Here is a 25,642-nt window from a genome sequence, read left to right on the forward strand (position 1 = left end):
CGCCTGAGGCCGGTCCGGGTCGTGCGCGCGCGCCGCCCGTGGCGGGTGGCGCTGGGGGCCCTGTCGCACCGGCTGGGCCACCGGTCGGAATGGCTGGCCGCCGCCTTCCTGATGGCGCGCGGCTACCAGATCCTCGGTTTCCGACTGAAGACCCGCGCGGGAGAGATCGACATTCTCGCCCGCCGGGGCCAGACGCTGGCGGTGGTCGAGGTCAAGCGCCGCGCCACCCTTGAGCTGGCCCTGACCGCGCTCAGACCGACGCAGCACGAACGCCTGTTGGCCGCCGGCCGGTCGGTGCTGCGCCAGCGACCCGCGCTGGCGGGTCACAGATTGAGAATCGATATTGTGGCGCTGGCCCCGGGACGATTTCCGCGTCATCGTCGGGGCGTGACCGGTCCGGAGCGGAGATGACGCGCGACGACGCAGAGGCGGTGCTGACCGAGGCGGGACAGGCCGAGGACGGCGGTTTCCCGCTGCTGGAGGCGGCCATCGCCTGCGCCATCCATGACTATCCCTTCCGCGATCCGGAGCCGGTGCGGGTGCTGGCCCGCAACGCCGGCGAGCGTCTGGCGGAGCGCATCGGCGGCGAAGGCCCGGACGAGGCGCTGGCCGAGACCATGGCCGCCGACCTGCGGCTGAACGGCGACCTGCTCAACTACGACCACCCCGGCAACACCGACGTCATCGACGTCGCCGAGCGCCGCCGCGGCCTGTCCGCGACCCTGTCCGTCTTCTATCTCGACGCCGCCCGGCGGGCGGGGATCAAGGCGCAGGGCGTCGACTTTCCGGGTCACTTCCTGTTGCGCGTGGAGACGCCGGACGGCCCGGTGGCGCTGGACCCGTTCAGCCAGGGCCGGCTGGTGCTGCCCTCCGAACTGACCCGCCGCGCACTGCGGGCGGGCCTGACGCCGCACGTCGCCGACCGGCTGGACGTGCTGATGGCGCCGGTCAGCGACCGGCAGGCGCTGATCCGGCTGCAGAACGTGCTGTTCACCCGCGCCCTGCGCGCCGGCGACTACGAAGGGGCCGAGCGGTCGGCCCTGCGCCGCGCCCTGCTGGATCCCGACGACCATCGGCCGTGGCTGGACGTGGCCTCGGCGCGCGAGAAGCAGGGGGCGCTGGCCGGGGCGCTGGAGGCCCTCTCCCGCGCCCGCACCCTCGACGATCCGGGCGAGACGCAGCGCAGGATGTCGATGGATCGGGTGCGGCTGCAGCTGAACTGACCTTGCGCCGCCCCGCAGCGGCGCCCATTAGCCAAGCTCCCGCCGCCGGAAGGACCGCCATGCTCCGAGTCGCCATCCAGATGGACCCCATCGAGGGCGTCGACATCGAGTCCGACACCACCTGGCTGCAGGCGATGGAGGCCCAGAACCGCGGCTACCCCGTCTGGGTGTACGACTTCCGCACCCTGGCGCTGGAGGACGGCCGCCTGTTCTGCCGCGCCCGTCCGGTGACCCTGCGCCAGCGGCGGGGCGACCACGTCGCCTTCGGCGACTGGGAAAAGCTGGACCTGGGCGCCGACGTCGACGTGATCCTGATGCGCCAGGACCCGCCCTTCGACATGGCCTATGTCACCGCCACCTACCTGCTGGAGACGGTGCATCCGCACACCCTGGTGGTGAACGATCCGGCCGAGGTCCGGTCCGCGCCGGAGAAGCTGCTGGCCACCCGGTTCTCCGGCCTGCAACCGCCGACGCTGATCAGCGCCGATCCGGTCGCGCTCGACGATTTCCACGTCCGCCACGGCGATGTGGTGCTGAAGCCCCTGCACGGCGCCGCGGGCTCGGGCGTCGTGCGCCTGAAGGCCGACGACCCCAACCTCGGGGCCCTGGTCGAGATCCACGCCGCCGCCAGCCGCGACCCGCTGGTGATCCAGAAATTCGTTCCGGCGGTGTCGAAGGGCGACAAGCGCATCATCCTCATCGACGGCGAGCCGGTCGGCGCCATCAACCGCATCCCGGCCGCCGGCGCGGTGCGCTCCAACCTGCGCGTCGGCGGCGTCGCCGCCCCGGTGGAGCTGACCGCCCGCGACCGCGAGATCTGCGCCGCCATCGGACCGACGCTGAAGGAACGCGGCCTGATCTTCGTGGGCATCGACGTGATCGGCGACTACCTGACCGAGATCAACGTCACCTCGCCCACCGGCGCCCAGCAGCTGAAGCGCTTCACCGGCGTCGACGCCGCAGCCCTGATGTGGGACGTGATCGAGCGCAAGCGGGCCGCATAACACCGCTCTTGCAACCCGCATTGGTTCGTGTTTTGTTCCCTTCCGGATGACGGGAGGAAGCCATGCACGCCAGCGTGGTGACGGTCGCGTTCGAGGGGGTGGACGCCCGGCGGGTGGACGTGCAGGTCCAGCAACTGTCGGCGGACCAGCCGTCCTTCACCATCGTCGGCCTCGCCGACAAGGCGGTGGCGGAGAGCCGCGAGCGGGTGCGCGGCGCCTTCGCCGGCATCGGTCTGGCCCTGCCGTCGATGCGCATCATCGCCAACCTCGCCCCCGCGGATCTGCCCAAGGAGGGAAGCCATTTCGACCTCCCCGTCGCCCTGGCGCTGCTGGCCTCGATGGGGGTGATCCCGCCGGACGCCCTGTCGGGCTGGGCGGCGGTGGGGGAGCTGGGGCTGGACGGGCGGATCGCCCCGGTCGGCGGGACCCTGCCGGCGGCGGTCGCCGCCGACGCCATGGGGCTGGGCCTGATCTGTCCCGAGGCCAACGGGCCGGAGGCGGCCTGGGCGGGCGACGCCCCGGTGCTGGCCCCGCGCTCGCTGATCGGCCTGGTCAACCACTTCAAGGGAGCCACGGTCCTGCGTCGGCCGGAGCCGGGGGCGCTGCGCTCCGGCGACCGGGTCCCGGACCTGCGCGAGGTCAAGGGCCAGGAGAGCGCCAAGCGGGCGCTGGAGATCGCCGCCGCCGGCGGCCACAACCTGCTGTTCGTCGGCCCGCCCGGGTCGGGCAAGTCGATGATGGCGGCGCGCCTGCCCGGCCTGCTGCCGCCGCTGACCTCCAGGGAGCTGCTGGAGACCTCGATGGTCTGGTCGGTGGCCGGACTGATCGAGCGCGGGGCCCTGACCCGCGACCGGCCCTTTCGCAGCCCGCACCATTCCGCCTCCATGGCCGCCCTGACCGGCGGCGGTCTGCGCGCCCGACCGGGCGAGGCCTCGCTGGCGCACAACGGCGTGCTGTTCCTCGACGAGCTGCCCGAGTACTCGGCCCAGGCGCTCGACTCGCTGCGCCAGCCGCTGGAAACCGGCGAGATCGTCGTCGCCCGCGCCAACGCCCATGTGCGCTACCCCGCCCGTTTCCAGCTGGTGGCGGCGATGAATCCGTGCCGCTGCGGCGTCGGCGGGCCGGGCAAGGGCGCCTGCGGCAAGGCTCCGCGCTGCCAGCGCGACTATCGCAACCGCATCTCCGGCCCGATGTTCGACCGCATCGACCTGACCGTGGAGACGCCGCCGGTCACCGCCTCGGACATGGCCCTCCCGCCGCCCGCCGAGGGCACGGCCGAGGCCGCCGCCCGGGTGGCGACCGCGCGGGCGATGCAGGCCGAGCGGCTGCGCGGGGCCGGGCTGGACCCGGAGGCCGGCTGGGACCAGACCGTCAACGCCCGCGCCTCCGGCGAGGCGCTGGAGCGCTTCGCCACGCCGGACGAGCCCGGCCGCGCCCTGCTGATGCGGGCCGGCGAGGCCGGCGGCCTGACCGCCCGCGGCTGGACCCGCACCCTCAGGCTGGCGCGCACCATCGCCGATCTCGACGGTTCGGACGGCGTGCTGCGCCGCCACGTCGCCGAGGCCCTCATCTACCGGCCGCCGCTGGCGGCAGAGGGGGAGACCACGCCCGGGCGGGCCGCGTCCGTCCCCGCCTGGTGAAGGCGGCGGCCGTCGACCTTTGGTTAACCGGACCGGTTGAACCGGCCTTAAGGGATCGCCCGGCACCTTGCGCGTCCGGAGGTGGGCATGGCGCGACGTCAGACGGGCGAAGACACGACGGATCGGGCGACGGAGCCCTCGGCGGAGCAGCAGTTCCTGCGCCTGATGAGCCATGAGATGCGAACGCCGCTGAACGGCGTCATCGGCATGCTCGGCCTGCTCCAGCGCACCCGTCTCGACGGCGCCCAGCGCGCCTACCTCGACAGCGCCCGCACCTCGGCCGAACACCTGCTGGGACTGGTCAACGATCTGCTCGACTACGCGCGGCTGGAAGCCGGCAAGCTGGAGTTCGACGCCGCACCCGTCTGCCTCGAGTCGCTGGTCCGGGGCGTGGCCGAACTGCTCAGCCCGAAGGCGCACGACAAGGGGCTGGAGATCGCCTGGTCGGTGGCCGCCGACGCGCCCGACGTGCTGGCCGACGAGGGCCGCCTGCGTCAGGTGCTGTTCAACCTTGCCGGCAACGCGGTGAAGTTCACCGAATCCGGCGGGGTGCGGATCAGCGTCGAGCGCGTCAACGGCGCCGCCCGGCGGCCAAAGCTGGCCTTCATCGTCGACGACACCGGCCCCGGCGTGCCCGCCGAGGCCCGCGAGCGCATTTTCGAGGAGTTCGGCCACGTCGACGCCTCGGACGCCGGCCGCTTCGGGGGCGCCGGTCTGGGCCTGGCGGTCGTCCGCAAGCTGGCCGTGGCGATGGGCGGCAAGGTCTCGGTGGGCGGCCGGCCCGACGGACCGGGAGCCCGCTTCCGCTTCGAGGCGGCCTTCCCCGCCGCGCCGGGCGCGGTGCGGGACGCCTCTCTCGAGGGTCATACGGTCGAGGTGATCTCCCCGGACCCGTTCGTCGCCGCGGCCGCCGTGGCCCAGGTCGAAGCCTCGGGGGGCCGGATCGCGCGGGGCGCTCCCGTGGCGCTTGTCGACCACGCCGCTCGCGCGCCGGGCTGCGGGCTCGCCGCCGCGCCCGCCGGCCGGCGCGCCATCATCCTGCTCAAGCCCTCCGAGCGCGACCTGATCGCCCGCTACCGGTCGGCCGGGTTCCATGGTTACCTGATCAAGCCGCTGCGGCGGGCCTCCCTCGCCGAGCGGGTGCTGGCCGCCGCCGGCGCGCTGCGAAGCGAGCGGCCCGGCGCGCCGCCGCCGCCGCCGCCGGACGACGACCGCGTTGTCGCCGGCCGCTTCTCCGGCACCCGGGTGCTGCTGGTCGAGGACAATCCCGTCGGGGCCCTGCTGGCCTCCACCCTGCTCAAGCGCGAGGGCTGCGCCGTCGAAACCGCCGCCAGCGGCCACGAGGCGCTCGAGGCCATGAAACGGGCCCGCTACGACCTCGTGTTCATGGACATGCGCATGCCCGGCATGGACGGCCCGACCGCCGCCCGCCAGCTGCGCGGCCGCGGCGACACGACCCCCATCGTCGCGCTCACCGCCAACGCCTTCGCCGAGGATCGCAAGGCCTGCCTCGAGGCGGGGATGGACGACCATCTGGTCAAGCCGCTGGAGCTGGCCGCCCTGCGCGCGGCCCTGACCCGCTGGACGAACCGCGAAGTCCGCGCCAAGGTCGCCGCCGGATAGCGGGGCGCAGGGGGCGTCGCCGCCAAGGGACGCGTCCATGGCTGAAGCCGCCGCGAAGAAGCAGACGACCTGGGACTTCATCAAGTCGCTGCGCGACCGGCGCGTGCTGGTGATGCTGTTTCTGGGCGCGGGTGCGGGCCTGCCCTTCTTCCTGATCTTCGACACGCTGTCCGCCTGGCTGCGCCAGTCCGAACTGTCGCTGCAAACCATCGGCGTCTTCGCCCTGGCCACCCTGTCCTATGCGCTGAAGTTCGTCTGGGCGCCGGTCGTCGACCGGGTGAAGATTCCCTTCCTGGAGCCGCTTCTCGGCCAGCGCCGCTCGTGGATGGCGCTGATGCAGGTGCTGATCGTGCTCGGACTCTGGCTGATCGCCGGCTCCGACCCCGCCCTCAATCTGGGCCAGGTCGCGCTGCTGGCGGTGATGGTCGGCTTCTTCGGCGCCACCCAGGACGTGGCCATCGACGCCTGGCGCATCGAGGTGGTCGACGAGACCTTCTACGGCACCATGGCCGCGGCGTACCAATGGGGCTACCGCATCGCCATGATTACCTCCGGCGCCCTGCCGCTGGTGCTGGCGGACCACTACGGCTGGAACTTCTCCTATGCCATCATGGCTGGCTGCATGATCATCGCGGTCGGCGCCACCCTTCTGGCCCCGCGCGAGAAGGCCGCCCGCCCGCCGCTTCGCTACACGGAAGACATGGCCGCCCGGCCGGCGCTGGAGACGGCCGAATGGATTGGGCGACTGCTGCTGATCCTGCTGGGAGCCCTGCTGGCGGGATCCGGCCTCGCCGCCAATGCGACCTTCCTGAACGCGGTCATGGGCTGGTTCGGCCAGTCCGCGGAGGCCGCCGAAGCGTTCAAGGCGACTTGGGAGGCCCGGGAGACCGGCATCTTTATCCAGTTTCCGGCGGTCATCGCCGGCCTCGGGCTGATCGCCCTCGCCTGCGTGCCCCTCCCGGGCGCCCCGACCCGGCCCGGGGTCTATCTGCGGCGCGCGTACGGCCAGCCGCTGGGGGAGTTCTTCGGCCGGTTCGGGGTCAGGTTCGGCCTGCTGATCCTCGCTCTGATCTGCATGTACCGGCTGTCGGACTTCGTCCTCAACCTGATGAACCCGTTCTACATCGACCTGGGCTTCTCGCTGACCCAGATCGCCGAGGTGCGAAAGGTCTACGGCGTGGTGGCGTCGCTGGCCGGCATCTCGGCCGGCGCGTGGGCGGTCAGCCGGCTCGGCATCCTGCGGACCATGGTCATCGGCGTCTTCGCCAGCCCGCTGTCGAACCTCGTTTTCATCTGGCTGGCCACCCAGGGCGCGAGCATGGCGGCGCTGTACGGGGCGATCACCATCGACAATTTCGCGACCGGTTTCGCGGGCACGGCGCTGATCGTCTACATGTCCAGCCTGACGGCGGCGGGCTTCACCGCCACCCAGTACGCCCTGTTCAGCTCGCTCTACGCCATCTTCGGCAAGATCATCGCCTCGCAGAGCGGGCGTATCGTCGAAGGCTCGGCCCGCATGGCCGAGGCCGGTGGCTTCACAGCCCTGTTCCGCCCGATGTTCGCCGGCCTGCCCGAGGGGGCGTTGGCGAAGGGCGCCGAGATCGCCGGGGTGGCTCCGGTATCGCTGGGCGCCGGCTATGCCACCTTCTTCGTCTATTCGGTGGTGATCGGGGTGATCGCCATCGCGCTCGCCTTCATGATCGCCCGGCGCCAGCCGGAGATCGACGCCCGGGCCGAGGCCCGCAAGGGGGAGCTGGACGCCGAAGCGACCGAGGCCCGGCCCTCCTGATCCCTCACTCGTCCGCCGCCGCGCCCTCCTCGTAGGCGGCGAAGGTGGCGGCGGTGAGGATCTCGTTGACCGAGGCCCCCAACGAGACGATCTGCACCGACTTCTCCAGCCCGACCAGCAGCGGGCCGATCACCGTGGCGCCGCCCAGGGCCTGCACCAGTCGGGTGGAGATCGCCGCCGAGTGGATCGCCGGCATGACCAGCACATTGGCGTGGCCGGTCAGGCGCATGAACGGATAGGCGGCCCGGGCGTCGGGATCGAGGGCCAGCTCCGGCGGCATCTCGCCCTCGTATTCGAAGCTGACGCCGCGCTGGTCGAGGATGCGGATCGCCTCGCGCACCTTCTCGGCGCGGTCGCCGGGCGGGTTGCCGAAGCTTGAGTAGCTGAGGAAGGCGACGCGCGGCGTCTTGCCCAGCTTGCGCACCGTTTCGGCGGCCTGCACCGCGATCTCGGCCAGCTCGGCGGCGTTCGGCAGCTCGTGGATCGAGGTGTCGGCGACGAACAGGGTCCGCCCCTTTGCGAGCAGCACCGACAGGCCGATCATCCGCTCCTTCACGTCCAGAACCCGACGCACCTCGCGCAGGGCCATGTTGAAGTTGCGGGTCACGCCGGTGACCATGCAGTCCGCGTCGCCGCGCGCGCACATCGTAGCGGCGAAATAGTTGCGGTCCTGGTTGATCATCCGCTGCACGTCGCGGCGCAGGTAACCGCGACGCTGCAGGCGCTCGTACAGCCAGTCGGTGTATTCGGCGTTGTGCTCGGAGACCCGGGCGTTGACGATCTCCATGCCGAGGTCGTCGAAGTTCAGCCCGGCCTCGGCGGCGTTCTGGCGGATCAGCTCCTCGCGGCCGATCAGGATCGGCGTGCCGAGCTCGGCCTGCTTGAAGGCCCAGGCGGCGCGGATCACCGAGGTCTCCTCGCCCTCCGCGAAGACCACCCGCTTGTTCGGGGCGGCGCGCACCGCGGCCGAGATGTTCTGCATCAGGGCGGCCGAAGGGTCGAGGCGGCGACGCAGCGAGGCGCGGTAGGCGTCCATGTCCTCGATCGGCTTGCGCGCCACGCCGGTGTCCATGGCGGCCTTCGCCACGAAGGGCGGGATGTACCAGATCAGCCGCGGATCGAACGGCGTCGGGATGATGTAGTCGCGGCCGAACCTCAGCTTGCGACCCCGATAGGCGGCGGCGACCTCGTCGGGCACGTCCTCGCGGGCCAGGGCGGCCAGGGCCTGGGCGCAGGCGACCTTCATCTCGTGGTTGACCTGCCGGGCGCGCACGTCCAGCGCGCCGCGGAACAGGTAGGGGAAGGCCAGCACATTGTTGACCTGGTTGGGATAGTCCGACCGGCCCGTGGCGATGATGGCGTCGGAGCGGACCGACTGCACGTCCTCCGGGGTGATCTCGGGGTCCGGATTGGCCATGGCGAAGATGATCGGATTGGGCGCCATGGAGGCGACCATCTCCTTCGTGATGGCGCCCTTGGCCGACAGGCCGATGACGACGTCGGCGCCGACCATGGCCTCGGCCAGGGTCCGGAGCGGCGTATCGGTGGCGTGGGCCGCCTTCCACTGGTCGACGCCCGGACGGCCGCGATAGACGACCCCGTCGCGGTCGACGATGACCGTGTTCTCGTGGCGCACCCCGGCGGCCTTCATCAGACCGATCGACGACAGGCCGGCCGCCCCGGCGCCGCTGAGCACGACCTTGATGTCCTCGAGCTTCTTGCCCGCGATCTCGCAGGCGTTGATCAGGCCGGCGGTGGAGATGATCGCCGTGCCGTGCTGGTCGTCATGGAAGACCGGGATGTCGAGCAGGTCCTGGAGCTGGCTCTCGATCTCGAAGCATTCCGGGGACTTGATGTCCTCCAGATTGATGCCGCCCCAAGTGTCGCCGATGTTCTTCACCACGGTGATGAACTCGGCCGGATCGGTGGTCTTGACCTCGATGTCGAAGCTGTCGACGTCGGCGAAGCGCTTGAACAGCACCGACTTGCCTTCCATCACCGGCTTGGACGCCATGTGGCCGAGGTTGCCGAGCCCGAGGATGGCGGTGCCGTTCGAGATCACCGCCACCAGGTTGCCCTTGGAGGTGAAGTCATAGGCCTTGTCGGGATCGACGGCGATGTCGAGCACCGGCACGGCCACGCCCGGCGAATAGGCCAGCGACAGGTCGCGCTGGGTCGCCATCGGCTTGGTCGGAGCCATGGAGATCTTTCCCGGCGTCGGCACGCGGTGGAAGTCGCGGGCGTCGTCGTCGGAGAAGGTCTGCTTGTCGGTGATGTCGGGCATGCGGGTATCCGGGGGTTCGGCTCCGTTCCTAGTGCCCGCCGCGAAGGGGGACAACCGGCCAGCGGCTGACACCCGGGAACAAATGAGGCACAAGGCCCGCATGTTCGCCGACTCGACCCTCGCCCCGCCGCAGCCGACCCTGGCCGAGGCGCGGGCGACGCTGGAGCGGGTCTGGGGCCACCCCGACTTCCGCGGACTGCAGGCGGCGGTCGTGGCGGAGGTGCTCGCCGGCCGCGACGTGCTGGCGGTGCTGCCCACCGGCGGCGGCAAGTCGGTCTGCTACCAGGTTCCCGCCCTCCTGCGACCCGGCCTCGGCCTGGTGATCTCGCCGCTGATCGCCCTGATGACGGACCAGGTCGAGGCGCTGAAGCAGCAGGGCGTGCGCGCGGCCCGGCTCGACTCCGGCGTCTCGCTCGAGGATCGCTCGGCCATCTGGCGCGCCGCGCGGGCCGGCGACCTGGACCTGCTCTACGTCTCGCCGGAAGGGCTCGCCTCCGGCGCCATGCTGGACCGTCTGGCCGAGCTGCCGCTCAGCCTCATCGCCATCGACGAGGCGCACTGCGTCAGCCAGTGGGGCCACGACTTCCGCCCCGACTACCGCACCCTCGGGCGACTGGCCGAGGTCTTTCCGGGCACGCCTCGCATCGCGGTGACGGCCACCGCCGACGCCCGCACGCGCGAGGACATCGTCCGCTCGCTGCGGCTGGAGGGGGCGGAGGTGCTGGTCGACAGCTTCGCCCGGCCGAACCTGCAGCTTTCGGCGGTGCGCAAGGAGAGCGGCTCGCGCGCGAAGACCGACGCGGCGGTGATCGCCCTGGTGCGCGAGCGGCGCGGCAAGTCCGGTGTGGTTTATTGCGGCAGCCGCGACGGCTGCGAGCGGGTGGCGCAGGCGCTGCAGGAGGCCGGGACCAACGCCATCGCCTACCACGCCGGTATGGACGCCCGCGAACGCGACCGGCGGCTCGAGCGGTTCCTGGCCGAGGACGGGGCGGTGATGGTGGCGACCATCGCCTTCGGCATGGGGGTCGACAAGGCCGATGTGCGCTTCGTCATCCACGCCGACCCGCCGGGCTCGCTGGAGACCTACTGGCAGGAGATCGGCCGCGCCGGTCGGGACGGCGAAACGGCGGAAGGGATCACCCTCTACGGCCCGTCGGATATCGCCTGGAGCCTGCGCCGGCTCGAGGGGCGGCCGATGGCCGAGGAGGTCAAGGCGGCGCAGGTGCGCAAGGTGCGCCAGCTGTTCGCCATGCTGGACGGGGCCGTCTGCCGCCCGCAGGCGGTGCGCCGCTACTTCGGCGAGGCGGAGGCGCAACCGTGCGGCGTCTGCGACATCTGCCAGGACCCGCCGGCCATGTTCGACGCCACCGTCCACGCCCAGAAGGCGCTGGCCGCGGTGCAGCGGCTGGGTGAACGCTTCGGCCGTGGTCGGGTGATCGATCACCTGCTGGGCAAGACCAGGGACGTCCAGCCGTGGGAGACGGCGCTGTCGACCTGGGGGATCGGCGCCGAGGCCCCGCTGCACACCTGGCGCGACGTGCTCGACCACCTGATGTTCGAGGGACTGCTGGTCGAGGACCCGAACGAAGGCAAGCCGCTGGTGAGGCTGGGCGACCCGTCCGCGGTGCGCGCCGTCTATCGCGGCGAGCGGACCGTGGAGGTGCGCCTGACGCCGGCGCGGGTCTCGGCCCCGCGCGCCCGCACCGGCCGCAACGCCGCGCTGGAGACCCTCGACGCCGACGTCCGCGCCCGCTTCGAGGCGCTGCGCGCCTGGCGCCGCGAACGGGCGGTCGAACAGCGCGTGCCGCCCTACGTCATCTTCCAGGACCGGACCTTGCTGGAGATCGCGATGGCCGAGCCCGGCACGCTCGACGCGCTCGGCCACATCCCCGGCGTCGGACAGACCAAGCTGGACCGCTACGGCAAGGCCGTTCTCGCGGCGCTCTCGACCGCCGCCTAGCCCCAGGGGCCGCGGGGGTGGCCGGCGCTCGGGACCGAGGTGGCCGCGGCGAAGGTCGGGGCCGCGGGGGACGGAGCGGGACGTGCGCCGCCGCCCATCTTCATCGCCAGTTCCGTCAGCGCCCGCACCCGGTTTCCGGTGTTCGGATGGGTCGAGAACAGGTTGTCGGCGCCGCGCCCCGCCAGCGGATTGATGATGAACAGCTGGCCCGAGGCCGGATTGCGCTCGGCGGTCGGGTTGTGGATCCGCCTGGCGTAGGCCTCGATCTTCTGCAGGGCGGAGGCCAGGGCGTGCGGATCGCGGGCGATCTCGGCCCCGACCCGGTCGGCGTCGTATTCCCGCGTCCGGCTGATCGCCATCTGCACCAGGCCGGCGGCCATCGGGGCCAGGATCATCAGCGCCAGCGTTCCGATCAGCCCGCCCGGCCGCTCGCGGTCGTCGCCGCCGCCGAAGAACAGCGCGAAATTGGCGAGCGCCGCGATGGCGCCGGCGATGGTCGCGGTCACCGTCATGGTCAGGGTGTCGCGGTTCTTCACGTGCGCCAGCTCGTGCGCCATCACCCCGCGAACCTCCTCGCGCGTCAGCATGTCGAGCAGGCCGGTGGTGGCGCAGACAGCGGCGTTCTCCGGATTTCGGCCGGTGGCGAAGGCGTTGGGCTGATCGCTTGGGATTATGGCGATCTTCGGCCGCGGCAGGCCGGCGTCGCGGGCCATCTGCAGAACGTCGGCGACATAGGTGCGGACAACCGCGTTCGGATGCCTCTCGTCGACCGGCTGGGCGCGGTACATGCGCAGCACGATCTTGTCGGCGTTCCAGTAGCTGAACAGGTTCATGCCGCCCGCGAACAGAAGGGCGATCAGCATGCCGGGCACCCGCCCGATCATGTAGCCGATCCCCATGAACAGGGCGGTCAGGACGGCGAGAAGGGCGAAAGTCTTCAGGTGGTTCATCGTCGCTCGGGTCGAAAGCACTGGCGCCGGGCTGGCGAAGGCCCAATTTGTGATTCACAACGCTGCGGCTCAAGCGGAGGACGCTGTGACCGATCATCCCACCCCGACCGAACCGCCTGCGGCGCGCCTGAACCCCGACGTGCCGCACGCCACGCCCGAGCGACCGTTGAGCGACGCCGCGCGCCGCGCGCTGCTGGAGGCCGCCGAGCGGCGGGCGGCGGCCGGGCGCGCGCCCCTGCCGGTCGAGCACGGCGGCCCGCGCGGTCCGGAGCCGACGCGCTACGGCGACTGGGAGAAGAAGGGACTGGCCGTCGACTTCTGAGCGAACGAAGGCGGGCGAACGGCGTTAACCCTGTCCGTTTCCAGGAGCTCGCCGATGAACCGTTCGCTCACCGCAGCCGGCCTGGCCGCCCTCGCCTTGGCGTTGCTGGACCCGGCGGGCGCCGCCCGGGCCCAGAGTTTCGCGCCGTCCTGGGGACAGCCCGTCTATCTCGACGCCTGGGGCCGGCCGGTCGGCGGGACTCCGCTGTCCGAGGTGGAAACCCGCGCCTATGTCGGGACCGGTCGCTGGGCTGACGGCCGCCACGAGCGCCCGCGGGTCTTCGTGCCGGGCCGCGCCCCGGGCCACGGTTACAGCTACGGCCCGGGCTACGGCTACGGCCGCGCTTACGGGCATGACTGGCGACGGCACGGCGGCTACCGCGGGCCGACCGGCCGCGGGACCGAACGGCCGTGGCCGGGCTACCGCGACGAATGGGGCTACGACGACGACCGTCACCCCTCGGCCCGGCGCGGCTGGCGGGCCGACGGACGTCGCGGCTGCGACTGCGGCGACGTGTACCTCTACGACCGCTGAGCTCGGCGCGGTCAATTTGGACGCTGAGAGGCGAAACCTGCGCCGGCGTCTCCCGCCCTCGGTGCAAGGCCGCGCCTTCCGGAGCGAGAGGCGGATAACGGCTCCTGAAACGGAGTCCGTGACATGCGTACGCTCACCGCCGCGGCCGGCGCCGCCTTCCTCGTGCTCTTCGCCGGGTCGGCCTTCGCGGGCGACCCTCGCGGCGGTTGCGGCGGCGGGTGCGGTCACCGGCCTCCGCCTCCACCGCCGGCGCCCTGCTGCCACGGCGGCGCCAACATCAACGTCAACCTCAACGCCAATGCGAGCGCCCGCGCCGTCGCCGCTGCCTCCGCGCGCTCCTTCGTCAGCGCCCGGACCTTCGATGTCGGGACGGTCCGACGGGGCCATGCCGGGGGCGGGGTCGTCTACGTCGGCGGCGGCTACGGGGGAGACTTCGGCGGCTACGTCGGCGGGCCCGTGTACTACGGACCGATCGAGACGCTGGGCCCGGCCTGCCCCTCGGCGCCGTTCGGCTACGTCGTCACCGGCTTCGGGCGCGACGAACTCCGGCCTTCATGGTGCGGTTACCGCTTCGAGGACCACGACCGCGGGGGCCGCTACGGCTACAGCGCGCGACGCGAATCCACCGCCTACGAATCCCTTGAGACCTACGAATCCTCCGAGGCCTACGGCGCGTGGGAGGAAGGCTATCGGGTCGAGGGCTACGACCGGCGCGGAGGTTGCGGCTGCGATGGCGATCGGCCGCCGGCGCCCTACCCGCCGCCCTACCTGCCGGAGCCGCCGCGCTACGAACCGCCCCGGCACGAGCGTCCGCGCTCGCACCGGCCGGATCGTCCGCGTCGCAGCCATCCGCCGCGGCAACAGTACCGTCAGGAGCCCGGCGAACGCGGCTGACGTCAGACGGAAACGCCGCTGATCGAGGCTGTGATCGCCGCAGCCGCCAGCCGGGGGTCTGCGGCCGCGACGACGGGGCGGGCCACGACCAGGTGGCTGGCTCCGGCGCGCAGGGCGGCCTCCGGGGTCGCCACCCGTTGCTGATCGCCGAGCTCGGCCCCGACAGGCCGGACCCCCGGCGTGACCACGAGGAAACCGGGCCGGCCGGCGGAGACGGCCATCGCGCGGACCTTCTCCGCCTCCAGCGGACTGGAGACCACGCCGTCCATGCCGCAGTCCAGCGCCTGTCGCACGCGTCGCGCGACGAGGTCCGCCGCACCGGCCCCGTAGCCGATCTCCGTCAGGTCGGCGTCGGACAGGCTGGTCAGCACCGTCACCGCGAGGAGCTTCGTGTCGGAGCCGGCGGCGTCCCGCCCCCGGACAGCGCCGCGCATCACCTGCGGCTCGGCGTGCACGGTGAGAAGGTCGCAGCCGCCCTCGGCGACGGCGCGGGCGGCGCCTTCGACCTGGGCGCCGATGTCGTGGAGCTTCCAGTCCTGGAACACCGTCTTGCCCCGGGCGCGGAGCTCGTGGGCGAAAGCCACCCCGCCGGGCCGCGCCAGCAGGGTCAGGCCGATCTTGTAGGCGCTGACCGCCCTGTCGAGCCGCTCGACCATCTCGCGGGCGGCGTCGATCGACGGCAGGTCGAGGCCGACGATCAGGCGCGGGTCGGCGGTCACGGGCGTCATCGGCGGTCTCCATTCGCCTTTGGGGTGGACGCGCGGACGCGCCTCGGCCCTTATGGGCGCAGCTGAATTGGGGGCGAGGTCAGGACATGGACGCGGTCGATCTGGGGGTCAACCTGTTCGTGGCCCTGTTCGCGCTGGTCGACCCGATCGGCAACCTGCCGATCTTCGCCGCCGCCACGGCGGGGGCCACCCTGCGGCAGCGGATCTCGGTCTCGGCCCTGATCTGCCTGTTTGCGGTCCTGTTCCTCGGCTTCTTCTTCTTCACCGGCCTGGGGCTGCTGCAGTTCTTCGGCATCTCGCTGGCCGCCTTCCGCATCGCCGGCGGCATCCTGCTGCTGTTCCTCGGTCTGGACATGGCCCGCGAGGACTTCCTCAAGATGTTCGCCGACGCCGACGCCGTGGCGGATGCGGGCGACGTCAGGGGCTACGCCAAGCGGCGCTTCCAGCGCCTGATCGTGCCCTTCGCCATCCCGCTGATGATCGGCCCCGGAGCCATCTCGGCGGTCATCATCCAAGCCGGCGAGGCCGAGCGCATCGGACCCGCCGCGACGGTGGCCTCGCTGGTCGCCATCACGGCCGCCGGTCTGGTGTCCTTCGTCTGCTTCTCGCTGACCGGGCCGATCAGCCGGATTCTCGGGGACGTCGGCATGGCCATCGTGGTCCGGGTGCTCGGCCTGATCCTCTGCGCCCTGGCGATCCAGTTCATCCTGGCGGGACTGGCCGAGGCCATCCCGGGCATGTTCAGCTCGATCGCCACCACGCCGTACCCGTCCGGCGGGCACTGAGCGCGTCGCCGGGTCGCACTGGACGCGAGCCGGGGCCGCACGGCAGGTCGCGCGAGGGGCGAAAGCGGGGGTGACCGGTTCGCCCCTTGCAGGATGTCCTTCGCACGGGGGCGCGGGGCGCCAGAACGGGACAGTCAGGTCGGATGTTTCTCGAGGGCCAGATCAACTGGGAGTGGGTTCTGGGAGGTCTGGCGGCCGCCGGCTGGCTGGTGGGCCTGACAGCCCTGTGGCTGGCGTGGAAGAACCGCTCCCGGCACGTCGACGCCACCGGACAACTGGATCTGGTGCAGCGGGTCGCCGAAGACTCCCAGAAGCGGCTGTTCGAGACGCTGAATGCAATTCCGGTGGCGCTCGTGGAGACCGACAAGCAGGGCAAGTTCGTGTTCGCCAACCGCGCCGCCCACCAGTTGCTCGGCCGGCGCGACGCCGAGCTGATCGGCCTGCGCTTCCACTCCGCCACGTGGGGCATCACCTTCCCCGACGGACGCCCTGTCCCGCCCGACCTGCTGCCCAGCGCGCGGGCCCTCCGGGGCCAGACGGTGAAGGGCTTCCAACACCTGCTGGCGAACCCCGCGACCCGGAAGAAGATGCTGGTCGCGGTCACCGCCATGCCGATCGAGAACGAATGGGGCGAGATCACCGGCTCGACCGCAGCGATCGTCGAGGCCGACGGTCTGCGCACGCCCGAACCGTCGCCGCAGGCGGTGAGCGCCGACCCCACCGACGAGCTCGTGCGACGGGTGTTCGACGCCGCTTCCAGCGCTCTGGTCGTGGTCGGGCGGGACGGCGCAGTGCGCGACGCCAACCGCACCGCCCTTGCGGTTCTCGGCCGCGACGCGGCGGCGGGCGACTTCGCAGATCTGTTCCTCGCCGAGGAGGAGCGGGCGGAAGGCCGTCAGGCGCTTCGCGCCGCCTTCGCCGCGCCTGCGGGAGACGCCGATCCTTTCGTGTCGGACAGCGGACCTCATGGCCGCATCCGCTGGACCATGCTGCCCCTCGCCGCTCCGGACGGCGAGGCGGACGCCCTGCTGCTGGCCGGCGAGCGGGCGGAAGCGACGGCTGCGGCTGTGGATATCGTCTCCGGCGAAGCGTCGTCCGAGCCGTCGTCGGTCGCCGCCCCGTCCCCCGACGTGGCGGAACTCGAGGCCGCGGTCGAGGACGCCCGCCGAACGGCCGACGCGGCGTTGGCCGAAGCCGCCGCCGCCCGGGCGCAGGCGGAGGCGGCGCAGGCCGCCGCGCTTCGGGCGCAGGCCGACGCCGAGGCGGAACTGCAGGGCGGCCGCCGCCTCGAGAGCGTGGGCCGGCTGACCGGCGGTCTCGCCCATGATTTCAACGCCCTGCTGGGCGTCATGACCGGAGCCCTCGACATGATGCTGCGGCAGGCGGACGACCCGGCGCGCGTCCGTCGCCTCGGACAGGCCGCGCTGGCCGCCGGACAGCGCGGAGAGGTCCTGACGCGGCGGCTGACGGCCTTCGCCCAGGGCGACGACCAGCCTGTGTCGCAGGTCCTCGATGCGGGGGTGCTGCTGCGGGGGATGGAAAGCCGCCTCCGCGCCCTGGCCGGTCCGGAGATCGACCTGATGATCGAGGGGCCGGCCCAGCCCGCCATGGCGCGGATCGATCCGGTCACCTTCGAGGGCGCCGTGCGGGCGCTGACGCAGAACGCCGTCGAGGCGGTGGAAGGTCGCGGCTCCGTCGCGGTGCGTCTCGAGCGTCAGCTGGAAGGGGGCCTGCGTCTCAGCGTACGGGACACCGGCCCCGGGATGGATCGGGACCTCGCAGCGCGGGCCCTGGAGCCCTTCTTCACGACCCGCGAAGGCGCTGCCGGCCTCGGCCTGTCGCAGGCCTACGCCTTCGCCCGCCAGTCGGGTGGGACGCTCTCGATCGACGCCGCGCCGGGCGGGGGCGCCGAGGTGTCAATCACCCTGCCTGACGCGACCTGAGGCGCCTATCGCCTCTCCCCGATCCCGGTGTAGGTTGGTTAACGAGGGAAAGGGGAGTGTGGTGATGAAACTGCTTCGGTTTGTCGTCGTGACGGCGGTCCTGGCCTATGCCGGCTGGCTCGCCTGGCCGTGGATCGCGCCGCTGCTGGGGACGGGCGCCCCCGCCGACGCCGAGGCGATGCGCAGCTCGGCCGAGGCCGGCGCGCCGCTGTTCGGGGTGGTCCCGTGGTGGACGCTACTGGTCGCCGCCATCGCCCTCTACGTTGTGGCGGCCCTGATGCTCGGGTCCGGCAGCTCGAAGGCGGCCGTGGCCTATTTCCTCGGCTTCCTCGCCGACGCCGCCCTGCGCCTGGCGATCGACGGCCGCGCGCCGGCGGACCTGTTCACCGCGCCCGAGGCGACCGTGGCGTCGGCCGCCGGTGAAACGGCGGGCCTGCCGCTCGACCCGCTGTGGCTGACGATCGGCGGCCTGCTGGTGCTCGGCCTGTTGGTGATCGTCGCGGGCCGGCGCATTCGCCGCAAGCGCCTGCCGGGTCAGTTCGCCTACTGAAAGAGCGCGGCGTCGCGCGCGGTTGACCGGCGCGGCGGGACCGTTAGGTTCCGCCCGCCTTTCCCCCTATGCGCAGCCCAGAGACAGCCATGGCCGAAGCCGCTCCCTACGACGTCGTCATCATCGGCGCCGGGCCCGGCGGCTACAACGCCGCCATCCGCGCCGGGCAGCTGGGCCTGAAGGTCGCCTGCATCGAGATGCGGGACACCTTGGGCGGGACCTGCCTGAACGTCGGCTGCATGCCCTCGAAGGCTCTGCTGCACGCCTCGGAGCTGTTCGAGGCGGCGGCGAAGGAGTTTCCGAAGCTGGGCATCGAGGTCGGCGCGCCGAAGCTGAACCTCGCCCAGATGATGAGCCAGAAGGCGGACAGCGTCGGGGCCCTGACCAAGGGCATCGAGTTCCTGTTCAAGAAGAACAAGGTCGAGTGGGTGAAGGGCCGCGGGCGGATCGCCGGGCCGGGCCAGGTCGAGGTGACCGCCGCCGACGGCTCGAAGTCGACCCTGTCGGCGAAGAACATCGTCATCGCCACCGGCTCGGAGCCGACGCCGCTGCCGGGCGTGGCCTTCGAGGACGGCAAGGTGGTGGATTCCACCGGCGCCCTGTCGCTGCCGGCCGTGCCGAAGCATCTGATCGTGGTCGGGGCCGGGATCATCGGGCTGGAGCTGGGCTCGGTGTGGCGCCGGCTGGGGGCGCAGGTGACGGTGGTGGAATATCTGGACCGCATCACCCCCGGCATGGACAGCGACGTCGCCAAGGCCTTCCAGCGCGCCCTGACCAAGCAGGGCATGAGCTTCAGGCTCGGCGCGAAGGTCACCGGCGCGAAGTCCGGCAAGGACGGCGTCGAGCTGACCGTCGAACCGGCGGCCGGCGGCGCGGCCGAGACCCTGAAGGGCGACGTGGTGCTGGTCGCCATCGGCCGCCGCCCCTACACCGAAGGCCTGGGCCTCGAGACCGTGGGCATCGAGCCGGACAAGCGCGGCTTCATCGACAACGACCATTTCCGCACCAACGCCGGCGGCGTCTGGGTCATCGGCGACGTGACCCACGGCCCGATGCTGGCGCACAAGGCCGAGGAGGACGGCGTCGCGGCCATCGAGCTGATCGCCGGCAAGGCGGGCCACGTCGACTATGATCTGGTCCCGAGCGTCGTCTACACCGCCCCCGAGGTGGCCTGGGTCGGCAAGACCGAGGAACAGCTGAAGGCGGCGGGCGTCGCCTACAAGACCGGCAAGTTCCCGTTCAGCGCCAACAGCCGGGCCAAGATCAACCACGAGACCGACGGTTTCGTGAAGGTGCTGGCCGACGCCGCGACCGACCGCATCCTCGGAGTCCACATCCTCGGCCCGCAGGCCGGCGAGATGATCGGCGAGGCCTGCGTGGCCATGGCCTTCGGCGGCGCCTCGGAGGACATCGCCCGCATCTGCCATCCGCACCCGACCCGCTCGGAAGCCGTCCGCCAGGCGGCGATGGGGGTCGAAGGCTGGACCATGCAGGCCTGACGTCCGGTCAGCGCCGCAGCTCGTCCTCGATGGTGCGGGTGGTTTGGCGGCGCAGGCCCTCGAAGCTGACCGTGCCGTCGGAAAAGTCGAGCACCACGTGCCGGAACCGCCCGAGCAGGTCCGCGCCGATCAGAAGCGCCGGGCGGTCGGCCAGCTCGAGGGTCCGGAAGCAGTGCAGGTCTGCGAAGAGCAGCGGCGTGGATCCGAGCCGGGTGGCGCCGAGACGAAGGTCGGACACCCGGGCGAGATCGGCGGAGAGGCTCTGCCCGGTGACGCCATAGAGCGGCACGACGCGGGCGAGTCGCCCGTCGGCGTTGCGCAGGCTGGCGACCGCCCGCTGAAGCGCGGTGTTGCCGATCGAGTACTGGGCGCCGCTGTCGATGAAGGCCGCCGTGGGCACGCCCTCCACGGTGACCTGGGTGAGGATCAGCTGGCCGAAGCGGCCGCGCGCCGACCGGAGACCGCCGCGCCGGAGCCGGGTGCCGGTGGTCATGTCCGCCCCGCCCATCAGGATGCGCACGCCACGAATGGTGAGGCTGGCGGAACGGCGCATCACGTCGAAGCTGAGGCGGAAGCGCCCGAGAACGTCGAGCCCGAGCAGACCGTCGGCGCCCAGGTTGGCGGCAGGCAGCACCGGGCAGCGCAGATCGCGGAAGCTCAGCCCGCTGAGCAACAGCCGGTCGACGGCGACGCTTTCGGTTCGGGTGGCGGTGGTGATGCCGTGCACCAGCACGGGCTCCCGCGCCGGCAGTTCGAGCTGGGCCGCGAGCGTGTCGCTGATCGCCGTCGCGCCGGCGCCGGTGTCGATGACGAAGACGAACGGACCGCGTCCGTTGATGGTCACGGCGGCGCCGACGCGGGTGAACAGGTTGGCGAGCAGCTGGACCGGCTGGACCGCGTCGGCGGACGGCTCGGGATCCTGCGCCCGGGCCGGCCAGGCGGATGCGGCCGCTCCGGCTCCGAGACCCGCCAGCAGCAGGCGACGATCCAGTCCGCGCATGCGGTTTCGACTCCAGCGACGCCGCCCCCAGCGCGCTCCGGAGAACACTGTAAGCGCGGATCGATCCGGCTGGCGAGTCCGGCGTTCAGGCCCGGGGGTGGGCGGCCACGTAGGCGTCGAGCAGGCGGGCGGCGTCGACCGCGGTGTACTTCTGGGTGGTCGACAGGCTGGCGTGGCCGAGCAGTTGCTGGATCGAGCGCAGGTCGGCCCCCGCCCCGAGCAGATGGGTGGCGAAGCTGTGGCGCAGGGCGTGGGGGGTGACGCCGGCGGGCAGGCCGAGGCGGCCGCGCAGCCGCTGCATCGCCGCCTGCACCTGGCGCGGGCCCAAGGGCCCGCCGCGGCGGGCGCGGAACAGGGCGTCGCCGGGCGCCAGCGGGAACGGCTGCAGGGCGAGGTAGGCGTCGACCGCCTCGCGCACCGCCGGCAGCACAGGGACGAGCCGGGTCTTCCCGCCCTTGCCGGTGATGCGCAGGCTCTCAGGCAAGGGCGCGTCGGCGCGGATCAGCGACAGGCCTTCCGAGATGCGCAGGCCGCAGCCGTAGAGCAGGGTCAGCACGGCCCGGTCGCGGGCGGCCTCCCACGGTTCGACGTCCGGGTCGGCCTCCGTCTCCTGCAGCAAACCTCGGGCCTGGTCCTCGCTGACCGGCCGCGGCAGGGTGGCCCTGGGCCGCGGGCCCCGGACGAGGGCCAGCTGGGGCGCGGAGACGCCGAGACGACGGTCGAGGAAGCCGTGGAAGGTGCGGATCGCCGACAGGGTCTGGCCGAGCGAGCGAGGGCTCAGCGGGCGGTCGCCGGAGCGCCGGGCGGCGAGATGCGCCCGCACCTCGGCCGCCGTCACCGTTCCGAGGTCGGCGAGCCGCAGCGCCTCTCCGCGGTGCTGCTGGAGGAAGGCGAGGTAGAGCCGGCCGATGTGGCCGTAGGCCTCGAGCGTGCGCGGCGACAGCCGGCGCTCGTGGGCGAGGTGCGCCAGCCAGGCGGCCAGCGCCTCGTCGGCGGTCAGTTGAGGATCGGCCATCGCTCGGCCGTGCGCTCGACCACCCGGGCGATGAAGGCGACCAGTTCGCAGCCCATGGTCGGGGTGAAGCCGTCCTCTTCGGTCGAGCCGAAGGCGCACAGGCCGGCGCGGGCGGCGGGCTCCGAGCCCGGGAAGTGCGGGGTCATGCGGATCAGGGCGACGGAGCGGACCTCGTCCGCAGCGCCGGCGAACAGGTTGAGCCCGTCGAAATGCGGCCCGAGCCAGGCCAGGCCGTGCTCGCCGAGCAGGGCGTCGACCCGCCCCGGTTCCAGCGCCTTCCAGCCGAACGGGGCCGGGCCCGGCTTCTCCAGCGCCACGGCCGCGCCGGCGAGGCCGAAGCGGCCCTGGGCGACGGCGTCGAGGCGGCGGGCGAGGTCCGAGAGGTTGCGCGCCTCCATCAGGTCCAGGGCGGCGACGTGGGTCTGGGTCTGGGCGGCGAAGTTGGCGCGGGCGATGGCCTCGATGCGCTTGCGGGCGTCGGCCTCGCGCTCGGCGGCCGCCTCGAGCCGGGTCAGGGCGGCGCGGCCGAAGTCGACCACGTTGCGGCCGTGCGGCTTCAGGCCGATCTCCTCCAGCAGGGAGCGGTCGTCGAGCAGGGTCTGCGGATTGGCCTGCAGCCAGGCCCGGATCTCCGGCCAGTGCGGTTCGGCCGGGGCGTCGGCGGAGAGGTCAGGCGATGCGCTCACGAAGACCTCTCCCCGAGGCGGCTTTACAGGATGGACTGACCGGTCTTGCCCCAGTCCGCCAGGAAGGCATCAAGCCCCTTGTCGGTTAACGGGTGCTTGACCAGGGCCTTGAAAACGTCGGCCGGGATGGTGGCGGCGTCGGCGCCGGCCAGCGCCGCGGCGGAGACGTGCGAGGGGTTGCGCAGCGAGGCGGCCAGCACCTCGGTCTCGAAACCGTGGATGTCGTAGAGGGTGCGGATCTCCTCCAGCAGCGCCACGCCGTCGGCGCCGTGGTCCTCCAGCCGGCCGACGAAGGGCGAGATGAAGGTGGCCCCGGCCTTGGCGGCCAGCATGGCCTGGGCGGCGGAGAAGCACAGGGTGACGTTGGTCCGGATGCCCTTGTCGGCGAAGGCGCGGGCGGCGCGCAGGCCATCCCAGGTCAGGGGCAGCTTGACCACCACGTTGGGGGCGATGGCGGCGAGCTTGTCGCCTTCCCGGACCATGGTCTCGAAATCGGTCGCCACGGCCTCGGCGGAGATCGGGCCCTCGACGAGGGCGCAAATCTCGGCGATGACCTCGGCGATGTTCCGGCCCGACTTGGCGATCAGCGACGGATTGGTGGTGACGCCGTCCACCATTCCGGTGGGAACCATGTCCCGGATGACGGCGACGTCGGCGGTGTCGAGGAAGAGTTTCATGCGCGGGCTTCTAGCCCTTCGGAGCCGCCGGTGAAAGTCGCCTCCGTCCTGATCCCCCTGCCGGTGCCCGAGGCTTTCGACTACGAGGTCCCGGAGGGCCTCGATCTGGCCCGCGGCGACCAGGCGGCCGTGCCCCTGGGGCCGCGGCTGGTGCGCGGCATCGTCTCGGAGGTGCGCGAGACCACAGGATCGAACCGGCGGCTGAAGGCGGTGGCCGAGCGGCTGGACGAGCCGGCCCTGCCCGGCCGGACCGTGGATTTCGTCGAATGGGCGGCGCGCTGGACGCTGAGCGCCCCGGGCGAGATGGCGGCGGCGGCGCTGAAGGGCCTGCGCGCGCCCCGGCCCCGTCCCGAGCGACGGGTGCGACGGGTCGGCGAGCGCTCGCCGGCGCGGCCCACGGCGGCCCGCACGGCGGCGCTCGAGGCGCTGGGGGAGCGGTCCCTTGCGGCGGCCGAGCTGGCCCGCGCTGCTGGCGTCTCGGCGGGTGTGGTCAAGGGACTGGTCGACGAAGGCGTGCTGGAGGTCGTCGAGATCGCGGCGGCCGCGGCCTTCGATCGTCCGGACCCGGACCATGCCCCGGCGGCGCTGAATCCCGACCAGGCGGCGGCGGCGACGGCGCTGGCCGAGGCGATCTCCACGGGCCGCTTCGCCCCCTTCCTGCTCGACGGGGTCACCGGCTCGGGCAAGACGGAGGCGTATCTGGAGGCGGCGGCGCGGGCGCTGAAGGCCGATCCCGAGGCCCAGATCCTGATCCTGCTGCCCGAGATCGCCCTGACCCAGGCGGTGATCGAACGCATCGCCGCCCGTTTCGGCGCCGCGCCGGCCGAATGGCACTCCGGCGTCGCCCCGCCGCGCCGGCGGCAGGTGTGGGAGGCGGTGCGGGCCGGGCGCTGCAACATCGTGGTCGGGGCCCGCTCGGCCCTGTTCCTGCCGTTCGTCCGCTTGCGGATGATCGTCGTCGACGAGGAGCACGACGGCTCGTTCAAGCAGGAGGAGGGACTGGTCTACCATGGGCGCGACCTCGCCGTGGCGCGGGCGCGGATCGAGGAGGCGACCGTCGTCCTCGCCTCCGCGACCCCCTCGCTGGAGACGCTGTGGAACGCGCGGCACGGTCGCTACGGCTGGCTGAAGCTGGGGGCTCGGCACGGGGCGGCGGTGCTGCCCGAGATCCGCCTGGTGGACCTGCGCGAATGCCCGCCCGATCCGCAGACCTGGCTGTCGCAGCCGCTGCGCGAGGCGATCGGCGAGGCCCTGCTGAAGGGGGAGCAGACCCTGCTGTTCCTCAACCGGCGCGGCTACGCCCCCGTGGTTCTGTGCCGGGCGTGCGGCCACCGGCTGACCGCGCCGGACACCGACAGTTGGCTGGTCGAGCATCGCTACACCGGCCGGCTGGTCTGCCACCTGACCGGCTTCTCCATGCCGCGGCCGAAGACGTGTCCGTCCTGCGGGGCGGAGGATTCGCTGGTCTCGGTGGGGCCCGGCGTCGAGCGGGTCGAGGAGGAGGTGCGCCAGCTGTTCCCCGAGGCGCGCACCGCCGTGTTCAGCTCGGACACCGTGCCGGACGGACGGTCGGCGCGCGAGCTGATCCAGCGCATGGCCGGGGGGGAGATCGACATCCTCGTCGCCACCCAGGCGGCGGCCAAGGGCCACAACTTCCCCCACCTGACCCTCGTCGGGGTGGTCGACGCCGACCTCGGGCTGAGGGGCGGCGACCTGCGGGCGGCCGAGCGCACCTTCCAGCTGCTCACCCAGGCGACCGGCCGGGCGGGGCGGGCGGAGCGGCCGGGCCGCGCCCTGCTGCAGACGTGGACGCCCGAGCATCCGGTGCTGCAGGCGCTGGCCGCCGGCGATCGCGACGCCTTCGTCGAGGCCGAGATGGCAGAGCGCGAGGCGGCCGCCCTGCCGCCGCACGGCCGTCTGGCGGCGCTGATCCTGTCCAGCGAGAACCCGCAGGCGGTGGAGAAGGCGGCGCGCGATCTGGCCGAGGCCATCCCCAACGCCGAACGGCTGGAAGTGTACGGGCCCGCCGACGCGCCGTTGGCCCTGGTGCGGGGCCGCCGCCGGAAACGTCTGCTGGTCCGCGCCGACCGGGACGTCGACCTGCAGGCCTTCCTGCGGACCTGGCTGGGTCGGGTGAGGATCCCCGCTTCGGTGCGGCTGAACGTCGACGTCGATCCGTACAGCTTCCTTTGATTGTCAAAGACCGTCTCGCGCCTTCCCGGCGAGGGGAAGGCATGGGGCGTCGCCGCTTCCGAAGGGAAGCGGTGAGGGTGGGAAGGGCGCGGGGCGCCGGGCCTCGCCCGGTCTGTGAGTTGGTTACCGTTTCGACGAGACTGACGCCCCGCGCAGTCGTTGGATCGCGCGCTCTCCGGTTGGCGGCCCTGCTATTCGAGCCTAGCCGGATCTCCGCCGGGACCGTTGCCGGGCCCGACGCGGGGCGGACATGACGGCGCTCTTGAGACGCCGACAGCAGTCCGCAATCCATTGGCGCGCGGCGAGCAAGCGGCAGGATCCACTCCCTGCCGACGAGGACCCC

Annotated in this window: 22 protein-coding genes; 15 read left to right on the top strand and 7 right to left on the bottom strand. The window is 72.4% G+C overall.

The genetic code is table 11. From position 1 onward, the window contains the following. Positions 1-21: 21 nt before the first annotated feature. From BM333_RS01740 to BM333_RS01765, 6 genes are all read left to right on the top strand, one after another. Positions 22-411: a YraN family protein gene (locus tag BM333_RS01740; protein ID WP_425425114.1), complete on the top strand. Its 390-nt coding sequence runs from the start codon at positions 22-24 to the stop codon at positions 409-411. Next, the gene (locus BM333_RS01745; protein WP_092306656.1) at positions 408-1,223 is read left to right on the top strand and encodes a SirB1 family protein; all 816 of its coding nucleotides are present in this window, start codon (positions 408-410) and stop codon (positions 1,221-1,223) included. The genes BM333_RS01740 and BM333_RS01745 overlap by 4 nt, the downstream gene beginning before the upstream one ends. Positions 1,224-1,282: 59 nt before the next feature. Then, positions 1,283-2,227, top strand: a complete 945-nt coding sequence (gene gshB / locus BM333_RS01750) for a glutathione synthase (RefSeq protein ID WP_092306658.1) — start codon at positions 1,283-1,285, stop codon at positions 2,225-2,227. Positions 2,228-2,289: 62 nt separating this feature from the next. Then, positions 2,290-3,867, top strand: a complete 1,578-nt coding sequence (locus tag BM333_RS01755; RefSeq protein WP_092306660.1) for a YifB family Mg chelatase-like AAA ATPase — start codon at positions 2,290-2,292, stop codon at positions 3,865-3,867. Between the two features lie 87 nt (positions 3,868-3,954). Further along, complete coding sequence (locus BM333_RS01760) at positions 3,955-5,490, top strand: response regulator (RefSeq protein ID WP_092306662.1); 1,536 nt, start codon at positions 3,955-3,957, stop codon at positions 5,488-5,490. Between the two features lie 37 nt (positions 5,491-5,527). Then, positions 5,528-7,279 carry an AmpG family muropeptide MFS transporter gene (locus BM333_RS01765; protein ID WP_092306664.1) on the top strand — a complete coding sequence of 584 codons (1,752 nt, stop codon included), beginning with the start codon at positions 5,528-5,530 and terminating at the stop codon, positions 7,277-7,279. Positions 7,280-7,283: 4 nt separating this feature from the next. On the opposite strand, the gene BM333_RS01770 is transcribed toward BM333_RS01765, so the two are convergent. Then, positions 7,284-9,563 carry an NADP-dependent malic enzyme gene (locus BM333_RS01770; RefSeq protein WP_092306667.1) on the bottom strand — a complete coding sequence of 760 codons (2,280 nt, stop codon included), beginning with the start codon at positions 9,561-9,563 and terminating at the stop codon, positions 7,284-7,286. An 82-nt stretch (positions 9,564-9,645) separates the two neighbouring features. Between BM333_RS01770 and recQ the strand changes: the two genes are divergently transcribed. Beyond that, positions 9,646-11,523, top strand: a complete 1,878-nt coding sequence (recQ, locus tag BM333_RS01775; RefSeq protein ID WP_425425111.1) for a DNA helicase RecQ — start codon at positions 9,646-9,648, stop codon at positions 11,521-11,523. Here the strand turns inward: recQ and htpX are convergent. After that, positions 11,520-12,473 (bottom strand): zinc metalloprotease HtpX, encoded by a 954-nt coding sequence (gene htpX / locus BM333_RS01780; protein ID WP_092306669.1) that lies wholly within the window; start codon positions 12,471-12,473, stop codon positions 11,520-11,522. The genes recQ and htpX overlap by 4 nt on opposite strands. An 85-nt stretch (positions 12,474-12,558) precedes the next feature. On the opposite strand from htpX, the gene BM333_RS01785 reads away from it, so the two are divergent. From BM333_RS01785 to BM333_RS01795, 3 genes are all read left to right on the top strand, one after another. Next, positions 12,559-12,795: a DUF1674 domain-containing protein gene (locus tag BM333_RS01785; protein WP_245777107.1), complete on the top strand. Its 237-nt coding sequence runs from the start codon at positions 12,559-12,561 to the stop codon at positions 12,793-12,795. A gap of 54 nt (positions 12,796-12,849) precedes the next feature. Then, on the top strand, positions 12,850-13,329 hold the full coding sequence (locus tag BM333_RS01790; protein WP_092306671.1) for a hypothetical protein: 480 nt from the start codon (positions 12,850-12,852) through the stop codon (positions 13,327-13,329). A 123-nt stretch (positions 13,330-13,452) separates the two neighbouring features. Further along, positions 13,453-14,223, top strand: a complete 771-nt coding sequence (locus BM333_RS01795) for a hypothetical protein (protein ID WP_092306673.1) — start codon at positions 13,453-13,455, stop codon at positions 14,221-14,223. Positions 14,224-14,225: 2 nt separating this feature from the next. Here BM333_RS01795 and pyrF read toward each other — a convergent pair whose 3' ends face one another. Next, positions 14,226-14,942, bottom strand: a complete 717-nt coding sequence (gene pyrF, locus BM333_RS01800; RefSeq protein ID WP_177221791.1) for an orotidine-5'-phosphate decarboxylase — start codon at positions 14,940-14,942, stop codon at positions 14,226-14,228. 95 nt (positions 14,943-15,037) lie between these two features. Between pyrF and BM333_RS01805 the strand changes: the two genes are divergently transcribed. The 4 genes from BM333_RS01805 (at position 15,038) to lpdA (ending at position 19,728) form a co-directional block, all read left to right on the top strand. Further along, on the top strand, positions 15,038-15,736 hold the full coding sequence (locus tag BM333_RS01805) for a MarC family protein (protein WP_092306678.1): 699 nt from the start codon (positions 15,038-15,040) through the stop codon (positions 15,734-15,736). A gap of 143 nt (positions 15,737-15,879) precedes the next feature. Then, positions 15,880-17,679 (top strand): PAS domain-containing sensor histidine kinase, encoded by a 1,800-nt coding sequence (locus tag BM333_RS01810; RefSeq protein WP_092306680.1) that lies wholly within the window; start codon positions 15,880-15,882, stop codon positions 17,677-17,679. Between the two features lie 64 nt (positions 17,680-17,743). After that, complete coding sequence (locus BM333_RS01815; protein ID WP_092306682.1) at positions 17,744-18,229, top strand: hypothetical protein; 486 nt, start codon at positions 17,744-17,746, stop codon at positions 18,227-18,229. Between the two features lie 89 nt (positions 18,230-18,318). Then, positions 18,319-19,728 carry a dihydrolipoyl dehydrogenase gene (lpdA, locus tag BM333_RS01820; protein WP_092306684.1) on the top strand — a complete coding sequence of 470 codons (1,410 nt, stop codon included), beginning with the start codon at positions 18,319-18,321 and terminating at the stop codon, positions 19,726-19,728. Positions 19,729-19,735: 7 nt separating this feature from the next. Here the strand turns inward: lpdA and BM333_RS01825 are convergent, their stop codons facing one another. From BM333_RS01825 to fsa, 4 genes are all read right to left on the bottom strand, one after another. Next, positions 19,736-20,728, bottom strand: coding sequence for an aspartyl protease family protein (locus BM333_RS01825; RefSeq protein ID WP_092306686.1), 993 nt, complete (start codon positions 20,726-20,728; stop codon positions 19,736-19,738). Positions 20,729-20,813: 85 nt separating this feature from the next. Further along, the gene (locus tag BM333_RS01830) at positions 20,814-21,743 is read right to left on the bottom strand and encodes a tyrosine recombinase XerC (RefSeq protein WP_092306688.1); all 930 of its coding nucleotides are present in this window, start codon (positions 21,741-21,743) and stop codon (positions 20,814-20,816) included. Beyond that, a complete protein-coding gene (locus BM333_RS01835) occupies positions 21,725-22,429 on the bottom strand; it encodes a DUF484 family protein (protein WP_245777108.1) in 705 nt (234 codons plus the stop codon). Before BM333_RS01835 ends, BM333_RS01830 begins: the two co-directional genes overlap by 19 nt. Before the next feature lie 23 nt (positions 22,430-22,452). Next, the gene (gene fsa, locus BM333_RS01840) at positions 22,453-23,106 is read right to left on the bottom strand and encodes a fructose-6-phosphate aldolase (protein WP_092306690.1); all 654 of its coding nucleotides are present in this window, start codon (positions 23,104-23,106) and stop codon (positions 22,453-22,455) included. Positions 23,107-23,136: 30 nt separating this feature from the next. Here fsa and BM333_RS01845 point away from each other — a divergent pair, with 30 nt between their 5' ends. Continuing rightward, positions 23,137-25,299 (top strand): primosomal protein N', encoded by a 2,163-nt coding sequence (locus BM333_RS01845; protein WP_092306692.1) that lies wholly within the window; start codon positions 23,137-23,139, stop codon positions 25,297-25,299. Positions 25,300-25,642: the final 343 nt, after the last annotated feature.

Origin of the sequence: Brevundimonas viscosa (genome assembly GCF_900116065.1) — a bacterium.
In the GTDB taxonomy this organism is placed as follows: Bacteria; Pseudomonadota; Alphaproteobacteria; order Caulobacterales; family Caulobacteraceae; genus Brevundimonas; species Brevundimonas viscosa.